The organism is Pseudomonas jinjuensis (genome assembly GCF_900103845.1).
Classification (GTDB): Bacteria; Pseudomonadota; Gammaproteobacteria; order Pseudomonadales; family Pseudomonadaceae; genus Pseudomonas; species Pseudomonas jinjuensis.
On sequence record NZ_FNIJ01000009.1, the window covers coordinates 191697 to 217318 of the forward strand.

At 66.5% G+C, this 25622-nt stretch carries 22 protein-coding genes and 3 tRNA genes; 4 read left to right on the forward strand and 21 right to left on the reverse strand.

Annotated elements, in window-relative coordinates:
• The first annotated feature begins 6 nt into the window (after window positions 1-6).
• From flgA to BLR75_RS14770, 4 genes are all read left to right on the forward strand, one after another.
• Window positions 7-765 (forward strand): flagellar basal body P-ring formation chaperone FlgA, encoded by a 759-nt coding sequence (gene flgA, locus BLR75_RS14755; RefSeq protein WP_084311371.1) that lies wholly within the window; start codon window positions 7-9, stop codon window positions 763-765.
• Between the two features lie 115 nt (window positions 766-880).
• On the forward strand, window positions 881-1201 hold the full coding sequence (gene flgM / locus BLR75_RS14760) for a flagellar biosynthesis anti-sigma factor FlgM (RefSeq protein WP_084311372.1): 321 nt from the start codon (window positions 881-883) through the stop codon (window positions 1199-1201).
• A gap of 28 nt (window positions 1202-1229) precedes the next feature.
• Window positions 1230-1694, forward strand: a complete 465-nt coding sequence (locus BLR75_RS14765) for a flagella synthesis protein FlgN (protein ID WP_084311373.1) — start codon at window positions 1230-1232, stop codon at window positions 1692-1694.
• Window positions 1695-1746: 52 nt separating this feature from the next.
• Complete coding sequence (locus BLR75_RS14770; protein WP_084311374.1) at window positions 1747-2496, forward strand: flagellar brake protein; 750 nt, start codon at window positions 1747-1749, stop codon at window positions 2494-2496.
• A 149-nt stretch (window positions 2497-2645) separates the two neighbouring features.
• Here BLR75_RS14770 and BLR75_RS14775 read toward each other — a convergent pair whose 3' ends face one another.
• From BLR75_RS14775 to asd, 21 genes are all read right to left on the reverse strand, one after another.
• Window positions 2646-3953: an MFS transporter gene (locus BLR75_RS14775; RefSeq protein ID WP_084311375.1), complete on the reverse strand. Its 1308-nt coding sequence runs from the start codon at window positions 3951-3953 to the stop codon at window positions 2646-2648.
• A 195-nt stretch (window positions 3954-4148) separates the two neighbouring features.
• A complete protein-coding gene (locus BLR75_RS14780) occupies window positions 4149-5387 on the reverse strand; it encodes a glutamine synthetase family protein (protein WP_174688565.1) in 1239 nt (412 codons plus the stop codon).
• Window positions 5388-5896: 509 nt separating this feature from the next.
• The gene (locus tag BLR75_RS14785) at window positions 5897-6919 is read right to left on the reverse strand and encodes a putative 2-aminoethylphosphonate ABC transporter substrate-binding protein (protein WP_084311377.1); all 1023 of its coding nucleotides are present in this window, start codon (window positions 6917-6919) and stop codon (window positions 5897-5899) included.
• A 24-nt stretch (window positions 6920-6943) separates the two neighbouring features.
• Window positions 6944-8665, reverse strand: coding sequence for a putative 2-aminoethylphosphonate ABC transporter permease subunit (locus tag BLR75_RS14790; protein WP_084311378.1), 1722 nt, complete (start codon window positions 8663-8665; stop codon window positions 6944-6946).
• Between the two features lies 1 nt (window position 8666).
• Window positions 8667-9722, reverse strand: a complete 1056-nt coding sequence (locus BLR75_RS14795; protein ID WP_084311379.1) for a putative 2-aminoethylphosphonate ABC transporter ATP-binding protein — start codon at window positions 9720-9722, stop codon at window positions 8667-8669.
• A 184-nt stretch (window positions 9723-9906) separates the two neighbouring features.
• Window positions 9907-10764, reverse strand: coding sequence for a LysR family transcriptional regulator (locus BLR75_RS14800; RefSeq protein ID WP_084311380.1), 858 nt, complete (start codon window positions 10762-10764; stop codon window positions 9907-9909).
• A gap of 132 nt (window positions 10765-10896) precedes the next feature.
• Window positions 10897-10973, reverse strand: a tRNA-Asp gene (locus BLR75_RS14805).
• Between the two features lie 108 nt (window positions 10974-11081).
• Window positions 11082-11158, reverse strand: a tRNA-Asp gene (locus tag BLR75_RS14810).
• 16 nt (window positions 11159-11174) lie between these two features.
• Window positions 11175-11250 (reverse strand) — tRNA-Val (locus BLR75_RS14815).
• Window positions 11251-11392: 142 nt separating this feature from the next.
• Window positions 11393-12160 (reverse strand): SDR family oxidoreductase, encoded by a 768-nt coding sequence (locus BLR75_RS14820; RefSeq protein ID WP_084311381.1) that lies wholly within the window; start codon window positions 12158-12160, stop codon window positions 11393-11395.
• Entirely contained in the window at window positions 12157-13368 is a 1212-nt protein-coding gene (locus BLR75_RS14825) for an O-succinylhomoserine sulfhydrylase (RefSeq protein WP_084311382.1), read from the reverse strand. Before BLR75_RS14825 ends, BLR75_RS14820 begins: the two co-directional genes overlap by 4 nt.
• Before the next feature lie 15 nt (window positions 13369-13383).
• Window positions 13384-14889 carry an amidophosphoribosyltransferase gene (purF, locus tag BLR75_RS14830; RefSeq protein WP_084311383.1) on the reverse strand — a complete coding sequence of 502 codons (1506 nt, stop codon included), beginning with the start codon at window positions 14887-14889 and terminating at the stop codon, window positions 13384-13386.
• Window positions 14890-14990: 101 nt separating this feature from the next.
• On the reverse strand, window positions 14991-15533 hold the full coding sequence (locus tag BLR75_RS14835) for a CvpA family protein (RefSeq protein WP_090416084.1): 543 nt from the start codon (window positions 15531-15533) through the stop codon (window positions 14991-14993).
• Between the two features lie 87 nt (window positions 15534-15620).
• Entirely contained in the window at window positions 15621-16313 is a 693-nt protein-coding gene (locus tag BLR75_RS14840; protein ID WP_084311385.1) for an SPOR domain-containing protein, read from the reverse strand.
• Between the two features lie 24 nt (window positions 16314-16337).
• Window positions 16338-17618 (reverse strand): bifunctional tetrahydrofolate synthase/dihydrofolate synthase, encoded by a 1281-nt coding sequence (folC, locus tag BLR75_RS14845; RefSeq protein ID WP_084311386.1) that lies wholly within the window; start codon window positions 17616-17618, stop codon window positions 16338-16340.
• Complete coding sequence (accD, locus tag BLR75_RS14850; RefSeq protein WP_084311387.1) at window positions 17615-18490, reverse strand: acetyl-CoA carboxylase, carboxyltransferase subunit beta; 876 nt, start codon at window positions 18488-18490, stop codon at window positions 17615-17617. The genes folC and accD overlap by 4 nt, the downstream gene beginning before the upstream one ends.
• Window positions 18491-18747: 257 nt before the next feature.
• Window positions 18748-19371, reverse strand: coding sequence for a phosphoribosylanthranilate isomerase (locus BLR75_RS14855; RefSeq protein ID WP_084311388.1), 624 nt, complete (start codon window positions 19369-19371; stop codon window positions 18748-18750).
• 61 nt (window positions 19372-19432) lie between these two features.
• Window positions 19433-20296, reverse strand: coding sequence for a tRNA pseudouridine(38-40) synthase TruA (truA, locus tag BLR75_RS14860; protein ID WP_084311389.1), 864 nt, complete (start codon window positions 20294-20296; stop codon window positions 19433-19435).
• Window positions 20297-20315: 19 nt separating this feature from the next.
• On the reverse strand, window positions 20316-23132 hold the full coding sequence (locus BLR75_RS14865) for a motility hub landmark protein FimV (RefSeq protein WP_084311390.1): 2817 nt from the start codon (window positions 23130-23132) through the stop codon (window positions 20316-20318).
• A 169-nt stretch (window positions 23133-23301) separates the two neighbouring features.
• The gene (locus BLR75_RS14870) at window positions 23302-24306 is read right to left on the reverse strand and encodes an aspartate-semialdehyde dehydrogenase (RefSeq protein ID WP_084311391.1); all 1005 of its coding nucleotides are present in this window, start codon (window positions 24304-24306) and stop codon (window positions 23302-23304) included.
• Between the two features lie 141 nt (window positions 24307-24447).
• A complete protein-coding gene (asd, locus tag BLR75_RS14875) occupies window positions 24448-25560 on the reverse strand; it encodes an aspartate-semialdehyde dehydrogenase (RefSeq protein ID WP_084311392.1) in 1113 nt (370 codons plus the stop codon).
• Between the last annotated feature and the right edge of the window lie 62 nt (window positions 25561-25622).

Below are 25622 nucleotides of genomic sequence, written 5' to 3' on the forward strand. Positions count from 1 at the left end.
CGTTGCATGAGACAGGCAACGACATTTTTCCGACGCCGACGCGAAACGCGCCGGACGCTCGCCGGAGCACTCGGCATCGCGGCCGCCCTCCTGCTTGGCGACAGCCAGGCCAGGGGCTTTACCGCGCCCGAGGTACTTATCGGCTCCGCCCAGGGATTTCTTGAGTTCAAGGTGGAAGAACACTTGCGCGCCAGCGGCATCGACGCCCGCTACGAGATCGAGATCGGCCGCATCGACCCGCGCCTGCGCCTCGCCGAGTGCGACCAGCCGCTGAACCAGGCGCTGGAAAGCCCGGCGCAACCGGTCGGCCGGGTCACGCTGCGGGTGCGCTGCGACGGCAGTTCGCCGTGGACGGTGTTCGTCCCGGCGCAGGTGCGGCTGTTCCGCGAGGTGCTGGTGACCACCCGCCCACTGAAGCGCGGCCGGGTGGTGGAAGCCGGCGACATCGCCCAGGTGGAGCGCGACACCGGCCTGCTCACCCAGGGCTATCTCACCGACCCCGAACAGGCGCTCGGGCAGAAACTCCGCCGCGCCACGCCGGGCGAGCAGGTCCTCGCCCCGGTATTCCTCGAACAGGCCGAGGCGGTGCGCAGGGGCGACGCGGTGATGATCCGCGCCCGCAGCAGCAGGGTGAACGTGGTGATGCCCGGCGAGGCGCTGGCCGACGGCGTGCCCGGCCAGCAGATCCGCGTGCGCAACCTGCAGTCGCAGCGGGTGGTGAAGGCGCGGGTGGTGGAACCGGGAACCGTGGAAGTCGGCTTGTAGCGATTTGTCGCAAGGCTCCCTAAACTGTGCGCGAATGCGCAAGATTTTGAGTTAAAGGTTTTCCCTTTCCGGCCGACAACCGGGTCAAGCGTGCAAAACCCCAGAGGTTCATACCATGGTCATCGACTTCAACCGGCTGAATCCCGCCGGCACACCAGTCAGCACCGGGCGCAGCGGCAGCGTGCAGAATGATCGCAACGAAGCCGCCGCCCCCGAGGCGACCGGCGCCACTGCCGCCAGCGGCAAGAGCGGCGAATCCGTGCAGCTCAGCGATACCGCGCAGCAGCTGCAGAAAGCCAGCGAACAGCTGAAGGAGCTGCCGGTGGTCGACAAGGAAAAGGTCGAGCGCATCAAGCAGGCCATCGCCGACGGCAGCTACCAGGTCGACGCCGAGCGCGTCGCCAGCAAGCTGCTCGATTTCGAATCCAAGCGCTGACCTTCAGGTCGCCTGAGCCGAGCCCGCGATGTCCGACTCGATCCTGCTCCAGCTGTTCATCGACGATATCGACGCCGCCAACCGGCTGCTGCAGTCGCTCGATGAGGAATTCCAGGCGCTGGAACAGCGCGACCTGCCCCGTCTGCAGCAACTGCTGGACGGCAAGCTGCCACTGGTGCAGCAGCTGGAGCGCAACGCCCGTCTGCGTGGAGACATCCTCCAGCAGGGCGGCCTGAGCCTGGATCGCGCCGGCCTCGCCCGACTGGTCGCACAGGGTGCCGCCAGCGAGCTGCTGGAGCGCAGCGACGAACTGGCCGCGCGGCTCGAACAGTGCCAGCAGGCCAACCTGCGCAACGGCCGGGTGATCCGCGCCGGACAGGTATCCACCGGACGCCTGCTGGACATCCTCCGCGGCCAGGACACCCCGAGTCTCTACGACCGTCACGGCGGCGCCACCAGCGGAACCCGCCAGCGCCCGCTCAGCCAGGCCTGAAATACCGATCCGGTCCACGAACAAAAGCACTAAGGATGGAGAGTTTTCGATCGTGTCCAGTCCCTTCGCCCGGGAAAACGGCCCGCAGCCGCCCAGGACCCTGACGGCCCCCGTGGAAATCCACGCCTGCCTGCAGATGCTGATGGATAGCCACGATCCCCTGGTGATCGCCTTCGCCGATCGCCAGCAGCGTTTCCAGAGCTATGTCGTCGAAGTGGACCGCGCGGCGAACCGCATCGCCCTCGACGAACTGATGCCCAACGACGGCGAACGCTACCTGCAGAATGCCGAACCCTTCCGCATCGAGGCATCCCACGAAGGCATCCGCATCGCCTGGGAATGCCGCCAGGCGGTGACCTTCGATGAGCTGGACAAGCACCGCTGCTACTGGCTGCCGCTGCCGGAGGAAATGCTCTACCACCAGCGCCGCAACGCCTACCGGGCGAAGCTGAAGCAGAGCGAGCCGGTCAGCGTCGAACTCGGCGGGGAAAAGCTCAAGGCGGGACTGCAAGGCAAGCTGCTGGACATCTCCGCCACCGGCTGCAAGCTGCGCTTCGAACGCGACATCGGCAACCGCCTGCAGCCAGGCGAGGTCTACGAGCGCTGCACCCTGCGCCTGCCCTTCGGGACGATCACCGTGGGCGTCGAGGTGCGCTACGTGAAGTACGACGAGAAACTAGACGCCAGCTTCGCCGGCCTGCGCTTCCACCGCATCGCCGGGCTGGAACAGCGCCAGGTGGAACGCTTCGTCTACCAGCTGCAGCGCGAGGCGCGGCGGTTCGAGAAGGAAGAGCTGTTCTAGGCGCTGCGCCGTAGGAGGGAGGAGTCCATTTCATTGCCCTACCCGGACCTGTAGGAGCGCGCCATGCGCGCGACATCGGCAGCGCCGGCGTTTCGCGGGCATGGCCCGCTCCTACACAAAAAACCGCTTCCACCATGGTTCCCCCGGACTCACGCCGGCCTGCTCTCCTCTTCCGCCTCCGGCACCGGCGCCTCGCTGCCCTTCATCTGCTCCGCCACCGCCTGGTTGCCGACCCGCGGATCGAGCGCTGCCACGAACGGTGAGCTGGCCATGCTGTCCGGCGTCGGCACGTGGTGCAGCGGCGCCTCGTCGACCCGGTGCAGGCCGGTGACCTTCTCCGGCCGCACGCGCCAGATCACCAGCAGCGCGCAGGCACCGGCGAAGGCGTAGAGCATGTTCGGCCCGAACGCCTTCATCAGCGCGCTCGCCGCCAGCGGCCCGATGCAGGCGCCGACGCCGAAGGTGACCAGCAGCATGGCGGTCAGCGAGACGCGCCGGTCCGCCTCGATATGGTCATTGGAGAAGGCCACCGCCAGCGGATACAGGCTGAACTGCACCAGGCACACGGCGAAGCCCAGCGGCAGCATGGCCTCCATCGGCAGCGACGGCAGCACCGCCAGCGGCAGGCTGGCGAGCAGCAGCAGGATGCCGGCGCTGCGGATCAGCACGGCGCGGTCGTGGCGGTCCGACAGCCAGCCCAGCGGCCACTGCACCAGCAGGCCGGCGAAGATGCAGCTGCCCATGAAGATCCCCACTTCCTTGGTGCTCAGCCCCTGGGCCGCCGCATACAGCGGCGCCAGGCCGTAGAACGAGCCGATCACCAGGCCGGAGACCAGCACCGTGGTCAGCGACTGCGGCACCCGTTCGAGGAAGAAGCGCGGTTCCAGCGGCGCCGGGTGCAACGGCGCCGGGTGGACCTTGTGGGTGATCGCCACCGGCACCAGGCACAGCGAGAAGCACATGGCGATCAGCATCGCCAGCTCCGGCCCCAGCCCCGGATGCACCACCAGCACCAGTTGGCCGAGCACCAGGCCGAGGTAGGACGCCACCATGTAGCCGGCGAACACCGTGCCGCGGCGGCTGGCGTCGGCCTGCTCGTTGAGCCAGCTCTCGATGACCATGTACTGGCACATCATGCCGAGGCCGATCAGCATGCGCAGCACCAGCCACACCGGCAGCCAGGATATGAGGCCGATGCCCAGCACCGCGGCGGTGACCATGCCGGCGCAGGCGACGTAGGCGCGGATGTGGCCGACCCGGGCGATCAGCCGGTGGCCGATCTTGCCGCCCAGCACCAGGCCGAGGTAGTAGGCGGCCATCAGCCCGCCGACCCAGAGGCCGTCGACCTTCTGCTCCGCCAGGAGCAATGCCAGGTAGGTACTCAGCAGACCGGAACCGGTCAGCATCATCAGGGTGGCGAAGTACAGCGCACGGAAGGAGGTGAATATCCGGCTCATCGGACCTCCTTGGTCCAGACGGGTGGAACGGCGAAACGGCGGCCGCAACCACGGCACCTGTGGTTTCACCTTAGAGGCAAGCGGGTCGCGCGTCGAGTGCCATGCCGGGGCAGAAGCAGAGCGGGTCGCGCGGAGGAAAGAACGATGTCGGAAAAGCGTCGCCGCGCCCTGCGGCACGGCGACGCTGCGTGGCGATCAGGCCTGGGCGGCGAGCACGCGACGCTCCCACGGGGTGATCTCGTCGTAGAAGCTCGCCAGCTCCATGGACTTGGTCGCCGCGTAGCCCTCGACGAACTCGACGCCGAAGATCTCCCGCGCCAGCTTGCTGCGCTTCAGGCGCTGCAGGGCGTCGTACATGGTGCAGGGCAGCGTCAGCGCGTCCGGCACCTCGATCTCGCCCTGGATCGCCTCGCTCGGCTCCAGTTCGTTCTCGATGCCGTGCAGGCCGGCCGCCAGGCTGGCGGCGATGGACAGGTAGGGGTTGGCGTCGGCGCCCGGCAGGCGGTTCTCCACGCGCCGCGCGGACGGGCCGCTGGCCGGGATGCGCAGGCCGGCGGCACGGTTGTCGTGCGACCAGCAGGCATTGTTCGGCGAGGCGTAGGGATTGCACAGGCGCAGGAAGGAGTTCACGTGCGGCGCGAACAGCAGGGTGAAATCCGCCAGGCAGGCCTGCAGGCCGCCGATGAAGTGGCGGAAGGCCGGTGTAGCCTCGCCATTGGCGTCACTGAAGATGTTGTTGCCGGCGGCGTCGACGATGCTCTGGTGGATGTGCATCGAGTTGCCCGGAGTCTTCGCCAGCGGCTTGGCCATGCACACCACTACCAGGCCATGCTTGAGCGCGACTTCCTTGAGCAGGTGCTTGAAGAGGAAGGTCTGGTCGGCCAGCAGCACCGGGTCGCCGTGCAGGAAGTTGATCTCGAACTGGCTGGTGCCCATCTCGTGCATGAAGGTGTCGCGCTCCAGGCCGACGGCATCCATGCAACGGTAGACGTCTGCCCAGAACGGGCGCAGGCCGTTGTTCGACGACACGCTGAAGGCCGAATGGCCCAGTTCGCGACGGCCATCCAGGCCGACGGGGGCCTCGAAGTCCCGGGTCGGGTCGCCGTTCGGGGCGAACACGAAGAATTCCAGCTCGGTGGCGACCACCGGCGTCCAGCCGTGGGCGGCGTATTTCGCGACCACCTGCCTGAGCAGGCCGCGGGTGGACAGCCCGGATGGCGAGCCGTCCAGCTCCTGCGCGTCGCAGATGGCCAGGGCGCGCGGGGTGTCGCTCCAGGGCAGGCGGTGAATCTGGGTGGGATCGGCGACCAGGGCCAGGTCACCGTCGTCGGCTCCGTAGAAGCGCGAGGGCGGGTAGCCGCCCATGATGCACTGCAACAGCACGCCGCGCGCCAGCTGCAGGCGGCGCCCGGAGAGGAAGCCCTCGCCGGTCATCACTTTGCCTCGCGGCACTCCGTTGAGGTCGGGAGTGACGCATTCGATCTCTTCGACTCCAGCCAGCCGTTCGGCGATCTGGCTGCGCCCATCGGTAGTCATGACTCTTATCCTTGTAGGTACGGCGCCGCGCACGGTGGCGGCGCGTACAAAATACGCATCATGTGTTCAGTATTTCAAGCACGGGATGCGCCAAGGGAGTGCGGAGGGACCGAGCGGTTGTGCGTGCCGTAGGGTGGATCGGCTCCATCGATCCACCGTCCAGCCCCGCAATGGTGGATGAAAAAAGCCTCATCCACCCTACGTCGTCCCGGCTGCCATGGTTGTAGGAGCAACTGTCTTGGTATCTCCGCGTATTTTGTTCGCGAGCAAGGACTGGGCGTCCCCCTCGGTCCTACGAAGAGCGGGAACGTACCTGTAGGAGCGGGCCATGCCCGCGACCGGTCGCGCCCAGGTGCGCTCCTACAGGGAGAGGCCGTGCCACTGGGATGGCCACGACACCGAAGACCTCACTGCTTCGCCACCGCCTCCGACTTGCCGTCATAACGCTTGCGCCACTCGGCCAGGATGCTGTCGCGGTTCTGCGAGGCCCAGGCGAAGTCGTTCTTGATCAGGCGCTGTTCGTAGTCCGCCGGCAGCTCGGTCTGCGGCTTGGCGATGCCCGGCTGGGCCAGCACGGCGAAGTTTTCCTTGTACAACTCCATGGCCGCCGGGCTGGCGGAGAAGTCGGCGAGCTTCTTCGCCGCGTCCATGTTCGGCGTGCCCTTGATGATGCCGGTGGCCTCGATTTCCCAGCCCAGGCCTTCCTTCGGCAGGACGATGTCCAGCGGCGCGCCCTGGCGCTTCAGCTGCACGGCCGGGTATTCGAAGGAGATGCCGATCGGGAACTCGCCGGCGGCGGCCAGCTTGCACGGCTTGGAACCGGAGTGGACGTACTGGCCGATGTTCTCGTGCAGCGCGTCCATGTAGGCCCAGCCCTGCTTCTCGCCGAAGGTCTGCAGCCAGGCGCTGACGTCGAGGAAGCCGGTGCCGGACGATGCCGGGTTGGGCATGACGATCTTGCCCTTGTATTCCGGCCTGGTCAGGTCCTGCCAACTGATCGGTTTCTCCAGCCCCTGCCTCTCGGCCTCGATGCTGTTGAAGCAGATGGTCGCAGCCCACACGTCCATGCCGACCCAGGCCGGCGGATTGGCCTGGTCGCGGTAGTTCTTGCCGATGGCGTCCAGGTGCTTCGGCGCGTATGTCTCCAGCATGCCCTGCTGGTCGAGGATCGCCAGGCTGGAAGCGGCCAGGCCCCAGACCACGTCGGCCTGCGGACGATCCTTCTCGGCCAGCAGCTTGGCGGTGACGATGCCGGTGGAGTCGCGCACCCACTTGATCCTGATGTCCGGGTTCTCGGCCTCGAAAGCCTTCTTGTAGGTGGTGAGCTGCTCGGCCTCGAGGGCGGTGTAGACGGTCAGTTCGGTGGCGGCGCTGGCGTGCAGGCTGAAACCGGCGAGCACGGCAGTGGCGAGGGCAAGGCGTTTGAACATGCTGTTGACTCCAGGTCGGTAGATTCAGGCGCGCGCCGGGTCGGCCCGGCGCCAGGCTTGGGAACGGCGCAGCAGGCCCCGCGAGGCGCCGGCAAGCGCCAGGGATACGGCGGCGGAAGTGAGCAGGATCAGCGTCGACATGGCGGCGGCGCCGCCGACGTTGCCGGCGTCGTCCATGTTCAGCACGGCGACGGCGGCGAGGATGCTGTCCGGGCTGTAGAGGAAGATCGCCGCGGATACCGTGGTCATCGCCGAGACGAACAGGTAGCGGACGATGTCCAGCAGCGCCGGCAGGCAGATCGGTACGGTCACCCGCAGGTAGTGGCGCCACAGCGGCATCTTCAGCGACAGCGCGGCGGCCTCGAACTCGCCGTCGAGCTGGCGCAGCGCGGCGGTGGCGGTCATCTGCGCGGTAGTGAGGAAGTGCGCGATGCTGCACACCACCAGCAGGGCCATGCTGCCGTAGAGCATGTGCAGCGGGTTGTCCGGCAGGTTGAAGAAGAATACGTAGCCAAGGCCGAGAACCAGGCCGGGCACCGCCATCGGCACGAAGCTGAGCATGCGCAGCAGCTGGTTCAGCCAGACCTGCTCGCGGGTCTTCTCGATCAGGTAGGCGCCGGTGAAGATCAGCAGGCTGCCGAACAGCGCGGTGCAGGTCGCCAGGGTCAGGCTGTTGCGATAGGCCAGCCAGCCGCCGCCGGCGGTGTCCTCGAAGGCGTAGTGGCGCAGCGACAGCGACATGTTGTACGGCCAGAAGGTCACCAGCGAGGAATACACCGCCATGCCCAGCACCAGCAGGAGCACGGCGCTGATGGCGATCACCACGGCGAGGAAGATGGCATCGCGGCGCGGGCAGGGTTTCGGATGGTAGACCTGCGCACGGCCGCTCATGGCATCGCGCTGGCGGCGGCGCAGCCAGGCGTCCACGGCGAAGCTCAGCAGCGCCGGCAGCAGCAGGATCATGCCGATCTGCGCGCCACGGCCGAACTGCTGCTGGCCGACCACCGCCTTGTAGGCCTCCAGCGCCAGCACCTGGTAGTCGCCACCGACCACCACGGGCACGCCGAAATCGGTGATGACCAGGGTGAACACCAGGCAGAAGGCGGCGAACACGCCGTGCCGCGACGACGGCCAGGTGATGCTGCGGAACGCCTTCCAGGGGCTGGCGCCCATGCTGGAAGCGGCGTCGAACAGGCGCGCATCGGCCAGCGACAACGCCGACAGCAGGATCATCAGCGCATGCGGGAAGGTGTAGATGGCCTCGCCGAGGACGATGCCCCAGAAGCCGTAGATGTTGTCCGGAATCAGCTCGCGCAGCAGGCCCTGGTTGCCGAACAGGTAGATCAGCGCGATGCCCGGGAGCATCGACGGCGCCAGCAGCGGCAGCAGGGATATGCCGCGCCACAGCCCCTTGGCCGGTATCAGCGTGCGCTGCAGCGCATAGGCGAACAGGTAGGCCAGCGGCACGACGATGGCGGCGACGCTGAAGGAAACCTTCAGGCTGTTGCCCAGCAGCCAATGGAAGTTGGCGCTGGCGAGCAACTCACCGGCCGCGACCAGGCCACCGCCCTGCCCCGCCTCGCCGCTGAAGCCGCGCCAGAAGATCGCCAGCAACGGCAGCAGCACGGCGCCGCAGAGGAAGAGCAGCAGCAGCCATTTGCCGCCGCTCACGAACAGCCGGTCACCCAGCGAGCCTTGCGGTTTTCCTGGCGCCAGGGCGCGGTCCATCCTGATTACACGTTCCATCTCAGGCAAACACCTGCAGGCTGCGCGGCGGCAGGGCCACCCAGATTTCCGGGCTGCCCAGTTGCGGCATGTCTTCCGGCGCCAGTTCGGCGAGCAGCGCATGGCCCGGCAGTTCGGCCAGCTCGAAACTCATCCGGCAACGGTTGCCGAGGCAGGTGATCTCGCGGACCTGGGCGCGGAACAGGTTGTCCTGGTGCACCGCCGGGTTCACGCCGATCGCCTCGGGACGGCAGAACAGCCGGCCGGACTGCTGCGCGGCGGCGCTCGACAGGCGCACCTCCAGCCCGCCGACGCGGACATGGCCATCGTTGCCGCGCTCGAACGGCAGCCAGTTGCCCTGGCCGACGAACTCGGCGACGAAGGGCGTGGCCGGGCAGCCGTAGATTTCCTCGGCGGTGCCGTACTGCTCGACGCAACCGTGGTTCATCACCGCGATGCGGTCGGCCATCAGCATGGCCTCGTCCTGGTTGTGGGTGACCATCACGGTGGTGATGCCGAGGCTCTTCTGCAGCTGGCGCAGCTCGCCGCAAAGGTGCTCGCGCACCCGCGCATCCAGGGCCGACATCGGCTCGTCGAGCAGCAGCAGCGACGGCGACGGCGCCAGCGCGCGGGCCATGGCGACGCGCTGCTGCTGGCCGCCGGAAAGCTGGCCGGGGTATTTCTTCTCGCTGCCGGACAGGCCGACCAGCTCAAGCATTTCCGCTACCCGGCGGCGGCTTTCCTCACGGCTCGCGCCGGCCAGACCGTAGGCGATGTTCTGCTCGACGCTGAGGTTGGGGAACAACGCGTAGGACTGGAACAGGATGCCGTAGTCGCGGGCCTGGGGCGGCAGGCCGGAGACGTCGCGGCCGCCGATGTAGATGCTCCCCGCATCCTGCTTCTCCAGCCCGGCGATGCAGCGCAGCAGCGTGGTCTTGCCGCAGCCGGACGGGCCGAGCAGGCAGACCAGCTCGCCGCCCTGCACATCCAGGGAAACGCCGTCGAGGGCGGTGAAGTGGCCGAAGCCCTTGCGGATATCCCGCACCTGCAGCGGCGCGGCGGAAACGGAGCGATTCATGGCGGAACCTCGTGAGCGGGGACGCACGCCGCGCGGGGCGGCATGACTCGACGGGGTTCATGCTAGGGAGGGAATGCGAAGGCTATGTTGCGGTGGGGGAAATTGTGCCGATAGATGTATTGGCAGATTTGCGTAGGGGAATGGTGGCGGATAACGCTGGCGCGTTATGCCCTACGGGATGCCCTTACGCACCGCTCCGCGCCAGCGCCATGAACGCACTGGGCAATCGCGCCTGGCGGCGGTCCTTCAGGCAGTACAGGTACTCGTCCATCAGCGGCGCATCCTGTATTTCCAGCACGCGCAGCTCGGGGTTGTCCGGCACTTCCTGGCGGGAAATGATGCTGACGCCGAGGTTACGGATTACCGCCTCGCGGATCGATTCGCGGCTGCCGATCTCCAGCATCGACGCCGGCGCCACGCCGTTCTCGTGCAGCATCGCTTCGGTGAGCTGGCGGGTGGTGGAACCGGCCTCGCGCATCAGCAGGCAATGCTGGCGCAGGTCGTCCAGCGTCACCCGCTGGCGGGCGGCAAGGGGATGGCTGCGGTGCACCGCCAGCACCAGCGGATCGCTGCCCAGCACCATGCGCGTCAGGCGGTTGTCGTCCTCCTGCTGCGAGGAGGCGGCGAGATCGACCCGGCATTCGTAGAGCGCATCCAGTACCTGCTGCGAGTTGCCGATCTCCACCGACACCTCGATCTGCGGATGGCATTCGCGGAACTGCTTGATCAGTCCCAGCACGTAGTACGGCGAGGTGGCGCCGATGCGCAGGGAGCCCTGCATCTGCCCGCAGTTGCGCAGGAAGAACTCGATGTCCGCTTCCTGCTGCAGCAGCGCCTGGGCCATCGGCAGCAGGCGCGCGCCCTCGTCGCTCAGGGTCAGGCGGCGGCCGCCGCGATAGAACAGCTCCACCGCGTACTGGCTTTCCAGGTTGCGAATCTGCGTGGTCACGGTCGGCTGGCTGAGCCCCAGCTTCTTCGCCGCCTGGGTGATGCTGCCCAGCTTGGCGACCATGTAGAAGGCCTTCAGCTCGGCACTCAGCATGCGCGGATTCCGTCGTCGAGATTCATCGTTGCCCTCCCCTCGCCTTCATGGCACCTCGCAGGATAATCCGCCGGCACGAACAGGGGAGAAATGAAAAAGCCCCCAGGCATTTCTGCCTGAGGGCTTCGTATATGGCGCAGCGGACGGGACTCGAACCCGCGACCCCCGGCGTGACAGGCCGGTATTCTAACCGACTGAACTACCGCTGCGCGTCGGTTTGGACTTGCGTCCGGTACAACTCTTTTCCATCCATCGCGTTCGGAGCGCTATCCGCTCTACGAACCGGTTCGGGGCAGAACCGATGGAGGGGGAATAAATGGCGCAGCGGACGGGACTCGAACCCGCGACCCCCGGCGTGACAGGCCGGTATTCTAACCGACTGAACTACCGCTGCGCGTAACTTGCGAGAGTGGTGGGTGATGACGGGATCGAACCGCCGACCCTCTGCTTGTAAGGCAGATGCTCTCCCAGCTGAGCTAATCACCCTTCGTCTCGAAGTGGGGCGCATTCTACCGACGGCAGATTGCAAGTCAATGCCTGCATTGAAATTTTTTTGAATTTTCAATGTGGTACGAGCATTCGGCCGGTGCGGGCAAAGAAAAAGGCAGCCTCGGCTGCCTTTCCTGCATCAATCCAGATAGACCATCTTCCGCGTCATTCCGCCGTCGATGATGAACTCCTGGCCGGTGACGAACCCGGAGTTGTCGCCGATCAGCCAGGACACCGCGGAAGCGACATCCTCCACCGTGCCGACGCGGCCGGCCGGATGCTGGTAGTGATCGGCCTCGCCCAGCGGGTCCGCCTCGCGCTCGTGTAGGTCGCGCGCATCGATCCAGCCCGGCGACACCACGTTCACCCGGATATCCGGACCGAGGCTGACCGCCAGCGCGTGGGTCAGCGCCACCAGCCCGCCCTTGCTCGCCGCATAGGCTTCGCTATCGGCCTCGGACTGGTGCGCGCGGGTGGAAGCGATGTTGACGATGCTGCCGTTGTGCGCGCGCAGGTACGGCGCGCAGTGCTTGGCCAGCAGCATCGGCCCGGTCAGGTTGACCCCGAGCACGCGGTTCCACTCGTTCAGCGGCAGGCTTTCCAGCGGCTTGCTGTGCGGGTTGGCGATGGCCGCGTTGCACACCACGGCGTCGAGCCGGCCGAAATGCCCGAGCACCTCGGCGACCGCCACGGCCACCTGGTTCTCGTAGGCGACGTCCATGCTGATGAACCAGGCCCGCTCGCCGAGCGCCTGGGCGACCTTGTTGCCGCGCTCGCGGTCGTTGTCGACCAGCACCACCTGCCAGCCCTCGGCGATCAGCCAGGCGCTGATGCCCAGGCCGATGCCACGGGCCGCGCCGGTGACCAGCGCGACCTTGCCGTTGCCGACGATGCCCAGGCCGTTCACAGCGCCGCCAGGCCTCGTGCCAGGTCCTTCTTCAGGTCCTCGAGGTCTTCCAGGCCCACCGCGACGCGGATCAGGTTGTCGCGGATGCCGGCGCTCTTCCGTTCCTGCGGCGTCAGGCGGCCGTGGGAGGTGGTCGCCGGATGGGCGATGGTGGTCTTGGTGTCACCCAGGTTGGTGGTGATGGAGATCATCCGGGTGGCGTCGATGAAGCGCCAGGCAGCCGCCTTGTCGCCCTTCACCTCGAAGCTGACCACCGCGCCGAAGCCCTTCTGCTGACGCTTGGCCAGCTCGTGCTGCGGATGGCTCGGCAGGCCTGCGTAGTAAACGCGCTCGATGCCCGGCTGCTGCTCCAGCCACTCGGCGATGGCCTGTGCGCCGGCGCAATGCGCCTGCATGCGCACGCGCAGGGTTTCCAGGCCCTTGAGGAAGATCCAGGCGTTGAACGGCGCCAGGGTCGGACCGGCGGTACGCAGGAAGCCGACCACCGCTTCCATCTGCGCGCGCCGTCCGACGACCACGCCGCCCATGCTGCGGCCCTGGCCGTCGATGTACTTGGTGGCGGAGTGGATCACCACGTCGGCACCGAGCTTCAGCGGCTGCTGCAGCACCGGGGTGCAGAAGCAGTTGTCCACCGCCAGCAGCGCGCCACGGGCGTGGGCGATCTCGGCCAGTGCGGCGATGTCGACCAGCTCGGCCAGCGGATTGGACGGCGACTCGACGAACAGCAGTTTGGTGTTCGGCTTGCAGGCCGCTTCCCAGCCCTTCAGGTCGCTGAGCGCCGGGTAGTCCACCTCGATGCCGAAACGCTTGAAGTACTTCTCGAACAGGCTGATGGTCGAGCCGAACACGCTGCGCGACACCAGCACGTGGTCGCCGGCGCTGCACAGGCTCATCACCAGCGAAAGGATCGCCGACATGCCGGTGGAAGTCGCCACTGCCTGTTCGGCGCCTTCCAGCGCGGCCATGCGCTCCTCGAAGGTGCGCACGGTCGGGTTGGTGTAGCGCGAATAGACGTTGCCCGGCACTTCGCCGGCGAAACGCGCGGCGGCGTCGGCGGCGCTGCGGAACACGTAGCTGGAAGTGGGGAACAGCGCCTCGCTGTGCTCGGCCTCCGGCGTGCGCCGTTGCCCGGCGCGCACCGCCAGGGTATCGAAAGCCGCGCCTTCGAGGTCGCCGTCGAGGCGACCGGCATCCCAATCCTGTGCCATGCCCTGCTCTCCTTTTTAGTCGTTATAGAGATCGATGATGGCGCTGACCGCCTGGGACTTGGCCTTGGCCAAGTCGTTGCGCGCCTGCTCGATCCTGTTCAGGTAGGCCGCATCCACGTCGCCGGTGACGTACTGGCCGTCGAACACCGCGCAGTCGAAGTGCTCGATCTTGATCTTGCCGCCGCCGACCGCGTCGATCAGGTCCGGCAGGTCCTGGTAGACCAGCCAGTCGGCGCCGATCAGCTCGCAGACCTGCTCGGTGCTGCGGTCGTGGGCGATCAGTTCGTGGACGCTCGGCATGTCGATGCCGTAGACGTTCGGATAGCGCACCGCCGGGGCCGCGGAGCAGAAGTAGACCTTCTTCGCACCGGCCTCGCGGGCCATCTGGATGATCTGCTTGCAGGTGGTGCCGCGGACGATGGAGTCGTCCACCAGCATCACGTTCTTGCCGCGGAATTCCAGCTCGATGGCGTTGAGCTTCTGGCGCACGGACTTCTTCCGCGCGGCCTGGCCCGGCATGATGAAGGTGCGGCCGATGTAGCGGTTCTTGACGAAGCCTTCGCGGAACTTCACGCCCAGGCGGTTGGCCAGTTCCAGCGCGGAGGTGCGGCTGGTGTCCGGGATCGGGATGACCACGTCGATGTCGTGATCCGGGCGTTCGCGGAGGATCTTGTCGGCCAGCTTCTCGCCCATGCGCAGGCGCGCCTTGTACACCGAGATGCCGTCGATGATGGAGTCCGGACGCGCCAGGTAGACGTGTTCGAAGATGCACGGGGAATACTTCGGATTGCCCGCGCACTGGCGGGTGTAGAGCTTGCCTTCCTCGGTGATGTACACCGCTTCGCCCGGCGCCAGGTCGCGGATCAGGGTGAAGCCGAGGACGTCCAAGGCCACGCTTTCCGAGGCGATCATGTACTCGACGCCATTTTCGGTGTGGCGCTGGCCGAAGACGATCGGGCGGATCGCGTTGGGATCGCGGAAGCCGACGATGCCGTAGCCGGTGATCATCGCTACTACCGCGTAGCCGCCGACGCAGCGCGCGTGCACGCCGGCGACTGCGGCGAAGACGTCTTCCTCGGTGGGCTGCAGCTTGTTGCGCACCGCCAGCTCATGGGCGAAGACGTTGAGCAGCACTTCCGAGTCGGAATTGGTGTTCACGTGGCGCAGGTCGGATTCGTAGATTTCCTTGGCCAACTGCTCGACGTTGGTCAGGTTGCCGTTGTGCGCCAGGGTGATGCCGTACGGCGAGTTGACGTAGAACGGCTGGGCCTCGGCGGAGCTGGAGCTGCCCGCGGTCGGGTAGCGCACATGGCCGATGCCGACCTTGCCGATCAGGCGCTGCATGTGGCGCTGCTGGAACACGTCACGGACCAGGCCGTTGTCCTTGCGCAGGTACAACCTGTCGTCCTGGCAGGTCACGATGCCGGCAGCGTCCTGGCCGCGATGCTGAAGAACGGTGAGCGCATCATAAAGCGCCTGGTTGACGTTCGATTTGCCCACGATACCGACGATGCCACACATGCGACGCAACCCCTGTTTGGTTTCAGGCTAAACAACTACTGATTCATTCCACGCCCCGAGAGGCATGACGTCGGGCAGTCTCCGCCGCCCTCACCTGCCCCTCACTGGGCCGGCAACAAATTTTCCGTTCCGCCGGGCGGAAGCAGGCCGCCACCGGAGAACCAGTGGCCGGCGAAGCCGAGGATGAAATTCTTCGACCAGTCGGCGACCATCAGGAAATGCGGCAACAGCACCGACTGCTGCCACCACGGGTCCTGCTGCACCGGCGCCAGGCTGAGCAGGCCGACCAGCAGTACCACCAGCAGCACGCCACGCGCGCCGCCGAACACCATGCCGAGAACGCGGTCGGTGCCGGACATCCCGGTGACCCGCACCAGTTCGCCGATCAGGAAATTGACGAGCGCCCCCACCAGCAGGGTGGCGACGAAGAGAAGCGCACAGGCCGCGATGACGCGCGCCGACGGCAACTGGATATAAGGCGCCAGATGCTGGGACAGCGCACCGCCGAACATCCAGGCGATACCGGCCGCCACGATCCAGGTGACCAGCGACAGGGCTTCCTTGACGAAGCCGCGGCTCAAGCTGATCAGGCTGGAAACGACGATGATGCCGATCATCGTCCAATCGACCCAGGTAAATGCCACGTTGCGGCCCAGAAGCGGAAAAGGCCCCGCATTTTAGCAGAGCCTTCGGATTAGCGGAGCCCCTTGTCGCCATGGGGCCGATTGAATTCAGCCGCGCTCGGGCTGGAAGCGCACCACGAAGCCGTTCAGCTTCTGCTGCTTGCCCAGCTGATCACGCAGGCGATCCGCCTCCGCGCGTTCGATGACCGGCCCGACGAAGACCCGGTTCATGCCGTCGAAGGTGCGGATGTAGGCGTTGTAGCCCTTGCTGCGCAGCGACTTCTGCAGTTCCTCGGCACGCGCCCGGTTGGACAGGCTGGCCAGTTGCACCGACCAGCTGACCGGCAGGTTGTTGGCATCCAGCCGCTGGGCCGGCGCGCTCGGCGCAGCGCTGGGCTGGGCCGGAGTCGCCGCCTTTGGCTGTTGCGCCGGGGCCGGACTGGGAGTGGCCACGGCCGGCTGGGTCGGCGTGGCCTGCTGGACCGGAGTGGTCGGCTGGCCCGCCTGCGGCGCAGCCGCTGGCAGACTGGTGATCGGCATGGACGGCGCCGCCTGCGCCGCATCGCCTTCCGCCGTCACCACGGGCTCTCCGACATCGTCGGCCTGCGGCTCGGGCACCTCGGTAGGCTGCACTTCCACCGTCGGCATGGCCGGCGGCTTGGGCATGGCCGGAGCCTCCACCACCACGTGACGAATTTCGTCTTCGCGAGAGAACAGCATCGGCAGGAAGATCACCGCCAGCGCCAGCAGCACCAGAGCGCCGACGATGCGCTGCTTCAGCCCCTTGTCGAACAAGGCCATCGATTACCCCCCTTGACTAGCCGCTTATTGGCTTGCGCGGTCGAGCCAGTCCAGGGCATCCGCCACGCAATAGAACGAACCGAAAACCAGGATCTCGTCGTCCGCCGTCGCCTTTTCGCACTGCGCATCAAGCGCGGCGGCGATATCGGCATGGACAGCGACAGGCGCGCCGTGGTTCGTCAGCGCCGCCTGCAACTCCCCGGCCATCCGCGAACGCGACGTCGGCAACGGGGCGACAGCCCAATCCTGCACCAAGCCGAGCAATGGTGCCAGTACGCCATCGAGATCCTTGTCCGCCAGCAGGCCGAAAACCGCCAGGCGCCGTCCCTTGGGCGGCCGCGACGCGAGGCGGCCGGCCAGGTATTCGGCAGCGTGCGGGTTGTGCCCGACGTCGAGCAGCAGGTGGCGCGGCTGTCCGTGATGAAGCGCGACGCGCCGGTCGAGACGCCCGGCCACCCGCGCCCGTTGCAGGGCCGCAGCCATCCGCCGCTCGTCCCAGGGCAGGCCGAGCAACGCATATGCCTGCAGCGCCAGGGCGGCGTTCTCCATGGGCAGGTCCAGCAGCGGCAGGTCGTGCAGGGTCAGCGGCGCTCCATCGGCGCCACGGCCATGCCAGTACCAGGCCTCTTCACCGATCGCCAGGTCGAAATCACGGCCGCGCAGGTGCAGGGGCGCAGCGAGCTCGCGCGCCTGCTCCAGCAACGGCTGTGGCGGATCGAGGTCGCCACACACGGCCGGCTTGCCGCTGCGGAAGATTCCGGCCTTCTCGAAGGCCACGCTTTCCCGCGTATCGCCCAGCCAATCGGCGTGATCCAGGCCGATGCTGGTCACCACCGCGACATCCGCATCGATCAGGTTGACCGCATCCAGGCGGCCACCCAGGCCGACTTCGAGAACGACGGCATCGAGCCCGGCGCGTTCGAACAGCCAGAAAGCCGCGAGGGTGCCCATTTCGAAATAGGTCAGGGAGATTTCACCGCGCGCCGCCTCGACCGCGGCAAAGGCGTCGCAGAGCGCCTGATCGGAAGCCTCACGCCCCTCGATCAGCACACGCTCGTTGTAGCGCAGCAGGTGCGGCGAGCTGTAGACGCCGACCTTGAGCCCCTGCTCGCCGAGCAGTTCGGCGAGCAGGGCGCAGGTGGAGCCCTTGCCGTTGGTGCCGGTGACCGTCACCACGCGCGGGGCAGGCCGCCCCAGACCGAGCCGGAGAGCCACCTCGCGGCAGCGGTCCAGACCCATGTCGATCGCGGTGGGATGGAGTTGTTCGAGATAGCTCAGCCAGTCGGCAAGGGTACGTTGGCTCATCCTGCTAGTGCGGCGCTCGGGGTGTTGGTGAATTTGGCCAGCAGCCTGGCCAGCCGCGGACGCATTTCGGAACGGTGGATGATCAGGTCGATGGCGCCATGTTCGAGCAGGAACTCGCTGCGCTGGAAGCCTTCCGGCAGTTTCTCGCGAACGGTCTGCTCGATCACGCGCGGACCGGCGAAGCCGACCAGGGAGCGCGGTTCGCCGACGATCACGTCGCCGAGCATCGCCAGGCTGGCGGAAACGCCGCCGTAGACCGGATCGGTGAGCACGGAGATGAACGGAATGCCTTCCTCGCGCAGGCGCGCCAGGGCGGCGGAAGTCTTGGCCATCTGCATCAGGGAGATCAGCGCTTCCTGCATGCGCGCGCCGCCCGAAGCGGAGAAGCAGACCAGCGGGCAGCGCTTTTCCAGCGCGACGTTGGCGGCACGCACGAAACGCGCGCCGACCACGGCGCCCATGGAACCGCCCATGAAGTTGAACTCGAAGACGCAGGCCACCACCGGCAGGCCTTCCAGCTTGCCGCTCATGGCGATCAGCGCGTCCTTCTCGCCGGTATCCCTCTGCGCGGCGGTCAGGCGGTCCTTGTACTTCTTGCTGTCGCGGAACTTCAGGCGATCCACCGGCTCCAGATCGGCGCCGATCTCTTCCCTGCCCTCTTCATCCAGGAACATGTCCAGGCGCGCACGGGCGCCGACGCGCATGTGGTGATCGCACTTCGGGCAGACCTCGAGGGTCTTTTCCAGTTCGGGACGATAGAGGACCGCTTCGCAGGCGGGGCACTTGTGCCACAGGCCTTCCGGCACCGAGCTTTTCTTCACCTCGGAACGCATGATGGAAGGGATCAGCTTGTCTACCAGCCAGTTGCTCATGCTCTCGTTCTCCAGTACAGGGGCAGGACACGTTCAAGGACCAGGGGCCCAGGCGTACGTCCATGAGCAGATTCGTCGTCGCGGTTCCGGCAATCTCGCCAAAACCCTCTGAATAAAAGCGCCGCCACGGGCGTCGCCTCGGATACTTCGTTGAAAACGGCCCTGGTCACGCAAGGGAGCCGTGGGCCGACGCCGTCCAGCGGCGATTGGCTAGTGGACGGCGGCAGCCAGTTCGCCGTCACATGCATGTGCATTGTCTATGCCACGGACCGGCACTGGCGGACGAACGCGCGGATCTTCTCGGCGTCCTTGATGCCCTTGCTCACCTCGACGCCACCGCTGACATCCACCGCGTAGGGATGCACCTGGGCGATCGCCGCCGCCACATTGCCGGCATCCAGCCCCCCGGCGAGAATGATCGGCCGCGATGGAGACGCCGGAATCAGGGACCAGTCGAAGGCCTGACCGGTTCCACCGGGCACGCCCTCGACATAGGTATCCAGCAGGATTCCGGCCGCCGCGGGATACTCCGCGATGCGCCCGGCGATATCGTCGCCCGGCTTCACCCGCAGCGCCTTCAGGTACGGCCGGTGGTAGCCGGAGCAGGCGTCCGGCGACTCGTCGCCGTGGAACTGCAGGACATCCAGCGGAACCGCATCGAGGATTTCGTTCAGCTCGCAACGGCTGGCGTTGACGAACAGCCCCACCGTGGTGACGAAAGGCGGCAGAGCGGCGACGATGGCACGCGCCTGGTGCAGCGATACCGCCCTCGGGCTCTTCGGATAGAACACCAGCCCGATGGCGTCGGCACCGGCCTCGGCCGCGGCCAGAGCATCCTCTACACGGGTAATACCGCAGATTTTGATGCGAACAGCTGACAAGATGCAGGGACCTTTCAGGAATCAGGAAATCCGCCGATAGTAGCAAATGACCGGCGCAGCGTCAGCCAAGGGTATCCGGCAAACTTGACAGGAAATGTGGCCCCAGATATCGCTCCGGCAGTTCGAATTCCCCGGGATACTCGACCCGCACCAGATAGAGGCCATAGGGATGCGCCGTCACCCCGCCGGAACGCCGGTCGCGCGCCTCCAGCACTTCCCGCGCCCAATCCACCGGTCTTTCGCCCGCACCGATGGTCATCAGCACGCCGGCGAAATTGCGCACCATGTGATGCAGGAAGGCATTGGCGCGGATATCCAGGACGATGAAGCGGCCATGCTCGATCACCTGCAGATGATGGACCGTCTTCACCGGCGATTTGGCCTGGCACTGTACTGCACGGAACGAGGTGAAATCGTGGGTGCCCACCAGTGCCGTGGCCGCCGCGCGCATGCGCTCGACGTCCAGGGGACGGTGGTTCCAGGTCACTTCCTCGGCCATGTGCGCAGGCCGGATCGGATCGTTGTAGATCACATAGCGATAGCGCCGCGCCACGGCGGAAAAGCGCGCGTGAAAATGCGCCGGCATGACTTTCGCCCAGGTCACGCTGATGTCAGCCGGCAGGTTGGCGTTGCCGCCCATCACCCAGGCCTTCAGCGGCCGTTCGACCGCGGTATCGAAGTGCACCACCTGCCCGCTGCCGTGCACGGCAGCGTCGGTCCGGCCGGCGCAGATCACCGACACCGGCTCCGCCGCCACTTTGGACAGCGCACGCTCCAGAGCCGCCTGCACGGAAGGCACGCCGGCTTCCTGGCGCTGCCAGCCGCGGTAGCGCGCGCCCTTGTATTCGATGCCCAGGGCAATCCTGGAAACGCCAGCGGCAGCCATTTCACTGGCTGCCGCTGCGGGTACTACTGTTTCATTCATCTATATGGAGCCTTCCGGCTCAGGCGATACGCCCGAGCAGTTCACGAGCTTCCTGCTGCTGATCGTCGTTACCTTCGGCGATGACTTCGTCGAGGATGTCCCGCGCCCCTTCCGCATCGCCCATGTCGATGTAGGCACGCGCCAGGTCCAGCTTGGTGGCCGCCTCATCGGCGCCGGAGAGGAAGTCGAAATCATCGTCTTCGTCTTCCAGCGACGACTCCGCCTGCGCCCCCTCCCCTGCGGAGAACTCAGCCTGCGGCGCATCGAGACCTTCCGCCGGCTCACTCAGGTCCACGCCCAGCTCATCCAGCTGCGCTGCGAAACTGTCGCGCTCCGCCGCCGGCTCGATGTCGCCCGCCAGCGAAAGATCGAAGTCCTCGGGCAGTTCGTCCGCCGACGGGATGGCGGCCTCCGCCTCGGGACCGAAGACGAACGCCTCGTCGGAGGCCAGCAATGTCGCCGCATCGTCGCCCAGATCGAGGAGGAAGTCATCTTCGCTGCCAGCGGTAGCGGCATCGGTGCTGGCGGTTTCGCTGCCCAGGTCCAGGGAGAACTCGTCCAGATCGTCGCCGGCAACCAGCGGCTCCGGCCTGGAGGACACATCGGCTGGCAGCTCCAGATCGAAGGAGAACTCCTCGTCGGTCTTCGGCAGCTCCTTTTCGGTCTCGAAGTCGGCGCCCAGGTCGAATTCTTCAAGACCCAGGCTATCGCTTTCCGCAGCCACCGGCTTGTCCGACTCCGGCTGGTCGAACTCCAGATCGTCCAGCGCCAGATTGAAGGCATCGTCCAGACCGGTATCGGCTGCCGGCGGCTGGATGACAGGCTCGACAAGTTCGGCCTCGTCCAGTTGCAGATCATCCAGGCTGAAGCTGTCCAGGTCATCGCTGCTCGCCGCGACGGCTGCAGCCGCGGCCAGGCCGCCACCGACGGCGGCCAGAGTGGCCATGCCCGGATAGCGGGACTTCAGTTGCTCGACCTCGGAATCGACACCGCCCATTTCGCGCAGGTCGTTTTCCTGCCGGGCAAAGCCTTCGCGGTCGCCGATCTCGGCATAGACCTCCATCAGCTTGAGGCGCAGGTCGGTACGCTCCGGTTCGTCGTAGATCGCTCCCTGCAATAGTTCCGCAGCCTGGTTGAAGCGGCCGTAGGCGATGTAGATGTCTGCCTCGCCAAGGGCATCGGTGGTCTGGCTGGCGCGCTCCGCCGCTACAGGCTGCGCGGCTGCCGGCTGCTCGCTGGCAGCGGAAACCTCCCAGCCTTCCAGATTGCCGTTGCCCAGGTTGAGGTCGTCATCCTGCGCCGGCTCGCTCGTCGCCGCGCGTTCCTGCGCCTGCTCCGACTGTTTCGCCGCATTACGCCGCGACAGCACCATCAGCAGGACGAGCAGCACCAGCAGGGTGCTGCCGGCGATAGCGCCCAGCCAGACCGGATTGGCGAGAATCTCGTCCAGCAGACCGTTTTCCGTCGGCTCGGTTGCGGCCGGGGCGGGTTTGGCAGCCGGTGTTTCGGCTGCCGGGGCCTTGGCCGGTTCCTGTGCGCCGGCAGCCGGTTGCGCGGCGGGCGCCTCGGCAGCCGGAGCCGCTGCCGACTCGGGCGCGCCCGGCACGGATGCTTCTCCGGCGGGCGCTTGCGCTGCCGCCTGGGCCGGCTCCGCTTGCGCAGGCGCATCAGCGGAAGATGCCGGAGCCTGGCCGCCCTCGCCCAGGTCCGCCTGGAGCTTCGCCAGTTGGGCGTCCTTCAGTTGGATGAGCTTCTGCAATTTGTCCAACTGGCTCTGCAGGTCCTTCATGCGGTCCTGCAGTTCGTCATTCTCGCGACGGGTGGTATCGAGGCTTTCCTGGGTGATCGCCAGTTCGTCGGCTATCGCCTTGCCGCGCTGGCTGCCCTTTTCGGCGCCGCCCTGCTTGGCGTTGCCGGGCTCGCCGGAAACCAGGCGCAGGCTGTCCTGAACCTGAGTCTCGGCCGGCGCCGCGCCAGCGCTGGCGCGCTGCGTCGCATCGAGCTGGCGCGCACCGCCAACCGGCAGGTTGCGGCCTTCGCGCCATGCGGCATTCTGTTCCGCCACCTGGGCCAGCGCCTGGTTCTGCGAACGGGTCCTGACCTGCTGCTCGTCCGGCAGGCGCAGCACCTGGCCGCTCTTCAGGCGGTTGATGTTGCCGCCGAGGAAGGCATCGGGATTGAGGTCCTGGATGGCCAGCATGGTCTGGTGCACGGTCACGCGGCCGTCCGGACGGGCGCGGGAAGCGATCTCCCACAGCGTGTCGCGCGGTCCCACGCGGTACTGGCCGCCGGCCAGGGCTGGTTGCGACTGGCTGGGCGCACTGCTCGGGACAGGCGGCGCGGGGCGCGGCGCTACCGCAGCCGGACGCGGAGCCGGAGCTGGCGCAGGCATTGCGACCGGAGCGCGCGGCACCGCAGCGGCAACCTGCGGGGAATAGAGCGGCGGGTCGAGCAGCACGGTGTATTCGCGGAGCAGGCGCCCGCTGGGCCAGAGCACCTCCACCAGGAAATTCAGGTAGGGTTCCTGCACGGGCCGATCGGAGGTGACGCGAATGACGCTGCGGCCATTCGGCTTGATCACCGGCGTGAAGCGCAGGCCGGTCAGGAAGTACTGGCGGTCGACGCCAGCCCTGTTGAACTCCTCGGGAGAAGCGAGCTTGGAAACCACCTCGCCCGAAGAAAGGTCGCGCACTTCCAGCAGGTCGATCTCGGCATCCAGCGGCTGGTTGAGCGCCGAATTCAGGTGGATGTCTCCCAACCCCAGCGCGTGCGCCATGCCAGTGGTCAGTGCCGAAGCAGCCGCGATCGCCTGCACCAGTTTACGAAGCCGGACCATAGTTTAATCCCTAGTTCTAATAGCTTTTTCTGGGTTCGCGAGATGAGATTCGGAAAGCTGAAACACACGATATCTGCCGCCCATGCGGAAATATCCTCCCCTTTTCAGCCCCCGGCCAAGCCAGCGTCGTCAAGCTAGAATGCTTCTCCAAATCGTCGATAAGTATCTTTTACGAATAGTGTTTTATCAATGATTCGGCCAAGGCCACGGCATTCGACACGACACCTTTTCGCACGTTATCAGAAGCAATCCACAAATTGAGTTCGCATGGATCGTCGATCCCGTGGCGAACACGGCCGACATAGAGAACATCCTGCCCGATCGCGTCGCCGACCACGGTGGGATAGTCATCTTCCAGCAGTTCTATGCCCGGCGCCGATTCCAGCGCGGCGCGCACCGCTTCCAGGGATATCGGCGCGGACGCGCGCAAGTTGAGGCTCAGCGCATCGCCGAAGAATACCGGCGCCAGCACGCAACTGGCGCTCACCCGCTGCTGCAGCTCCGGCAGCAGGCGTTCCAGTTCGCGCACCAGGCGCCGCTCGATCTGCGCATGCCCCTGCGCGTCGACCGCGCCCACCTGCCCCAGCACATTGAAGGCGTACTGCCGGTCGAGCAGACGCGGCTCGACGGGGCGCGCATTGAGCAGTTCGGCGGTCTGCCGCGCAAGCTCCTGCACACCTTCGCGGCCGAGTGCGGATGCCGACAGGCAGGCGGTGACGGTGATCCGCTCCACCGCTACCAGGGATCGCAGCGCAGCCAGCACCTCGGCCACTTCGGCGGCCGGGGCGCAAGGAATGGCGAACATCGCGGGCTGGTCGATATCCGCAACGGCCGGATCGACCGCCATCTGCACCAGCCGCGCCTCATCGCCCGGGAATGCCCCGCTCAGGTCGATGACGCTGCAGCCCGCCGCCTGCGCGCGCACGGCATGTTCCCGGACGACGCTTTCGGCAGTGGCGAAGAAGGCCAGCCTGACGCTGGAAAAATCGAACCCGGAGAGGTCGCGGACACGCAGGCTGCGTCCTCGAAACGGCAACGACTTGCCGGTGGATTCGCCGCTGCCCAGCAGATGGAGGTCGGCGATGGGGAATTCGCGCTCTTCGAGCAGTTCGAGCAGGGCTTCGCCAAGAATGCCGGTGGCGCCCACCACGGCGATGTCGACAGCTTCAGACATGCGGATCTCGTGTAATCGGAAAACGACTTGGCACTTTACTGCGCGCCCTTCCCGCAGGCAATTGACCGCCCTGCCGATGTACCGCCGCGAAGCAGAAACAAAGACGCCGGCGCGAAGGCCGGCGTCTTGGAGAAGAGCGGATCAGCGCTCCAGCAGGATGCGCAGCATGCGCCGCAGCGGTTCCGCCGCGCCCCACAGCAACTGGTCGCCGACGGTGAAGGCGCCGAGGTACTGCGAGCCCATGTTCAGCTTGCGCAGACGGCCGACCGGTACACTCAGGGTGCCGGTCACGGCAGCCGGAGTCAGTTCGCGCATGCTGATGTCGCGCTGGTTCGGGATCAGCTTGACCCAGGGGTTGTGCTGGCTGATCAGACCTTCGATGTCGGTCAGCGGCACGTCCTTGTTCAGCTTGATGGTCAGCGCCTGGCTGTGGCAGCGCATGGCGCCGATGCGCACGCAGATTCCATCGACCGGGATCGGGCTCTTGAAGCGGCCGAGGATCTTGTTGGTTTCCGCCTGGCCTTTCCACTCTTCGCGGCTCTGGCCGTTCGGCAGTTCCTTGTCGATCCACGGGATCAGGCTGCCGGCCAGCGGCACGCCGAAATGCTCGGACGGCATGGCTTCGCTGCGGATGGCCTCGGCGACCTTGCGGTCGATGTCGAGGATGGCACTGGACGGATTGGCCAGGTCATCGGCCACGGAGGCATTGATGGCACCCATCTGCTTGATCAGCTCGCGCATGTTCTGCGCGCCGGCGCCGGAAGCGGCCTGGTAGGTCATGGCGCTCATCCACTCGACCAGACCGGCTTCGAACAGGCCGCCCAGCGCCATCAGCATCAGGCTGACGGTGCAGTTGCCGCCGATGTAGTTCTTCGCGCCGGCATCCAGCGACTGGTCGATGACCTTGCGGTTCACCGGGTCGAGGACGATCACCGCGTCGTCCTGCATGCGCAGGCTGGAAGCGGCGTCGATCCAGTAGCCCTGCCAGCCGGCTTCACGCAGCCTGGGGAAGACTTCGTTGGTGTAGTCGCCGCCCTGGCAGGTCAGGATCACGTCCAGGGTCTTCAGCTCGTCGATGCTGTAGGCGTCTTTCAGCGGGGCCGTTTCCTTGCCAACCGCCGGGCCTTCGCCGCCGACGTTGGAAGTGGTGAAGAACACCGGCTCGATCAGGTCGAAGTCCCGCTCTTCCAGCATACGCTGCATGAGTACGGAGCCCACCATTCCACGCCAACCGATCAGACCTACACGCTTCATCGCTACTACACCTTCGAATAAGTAGTGGACCGCCGCCCCTGCCCGTTCTTTCGGATGCCAGG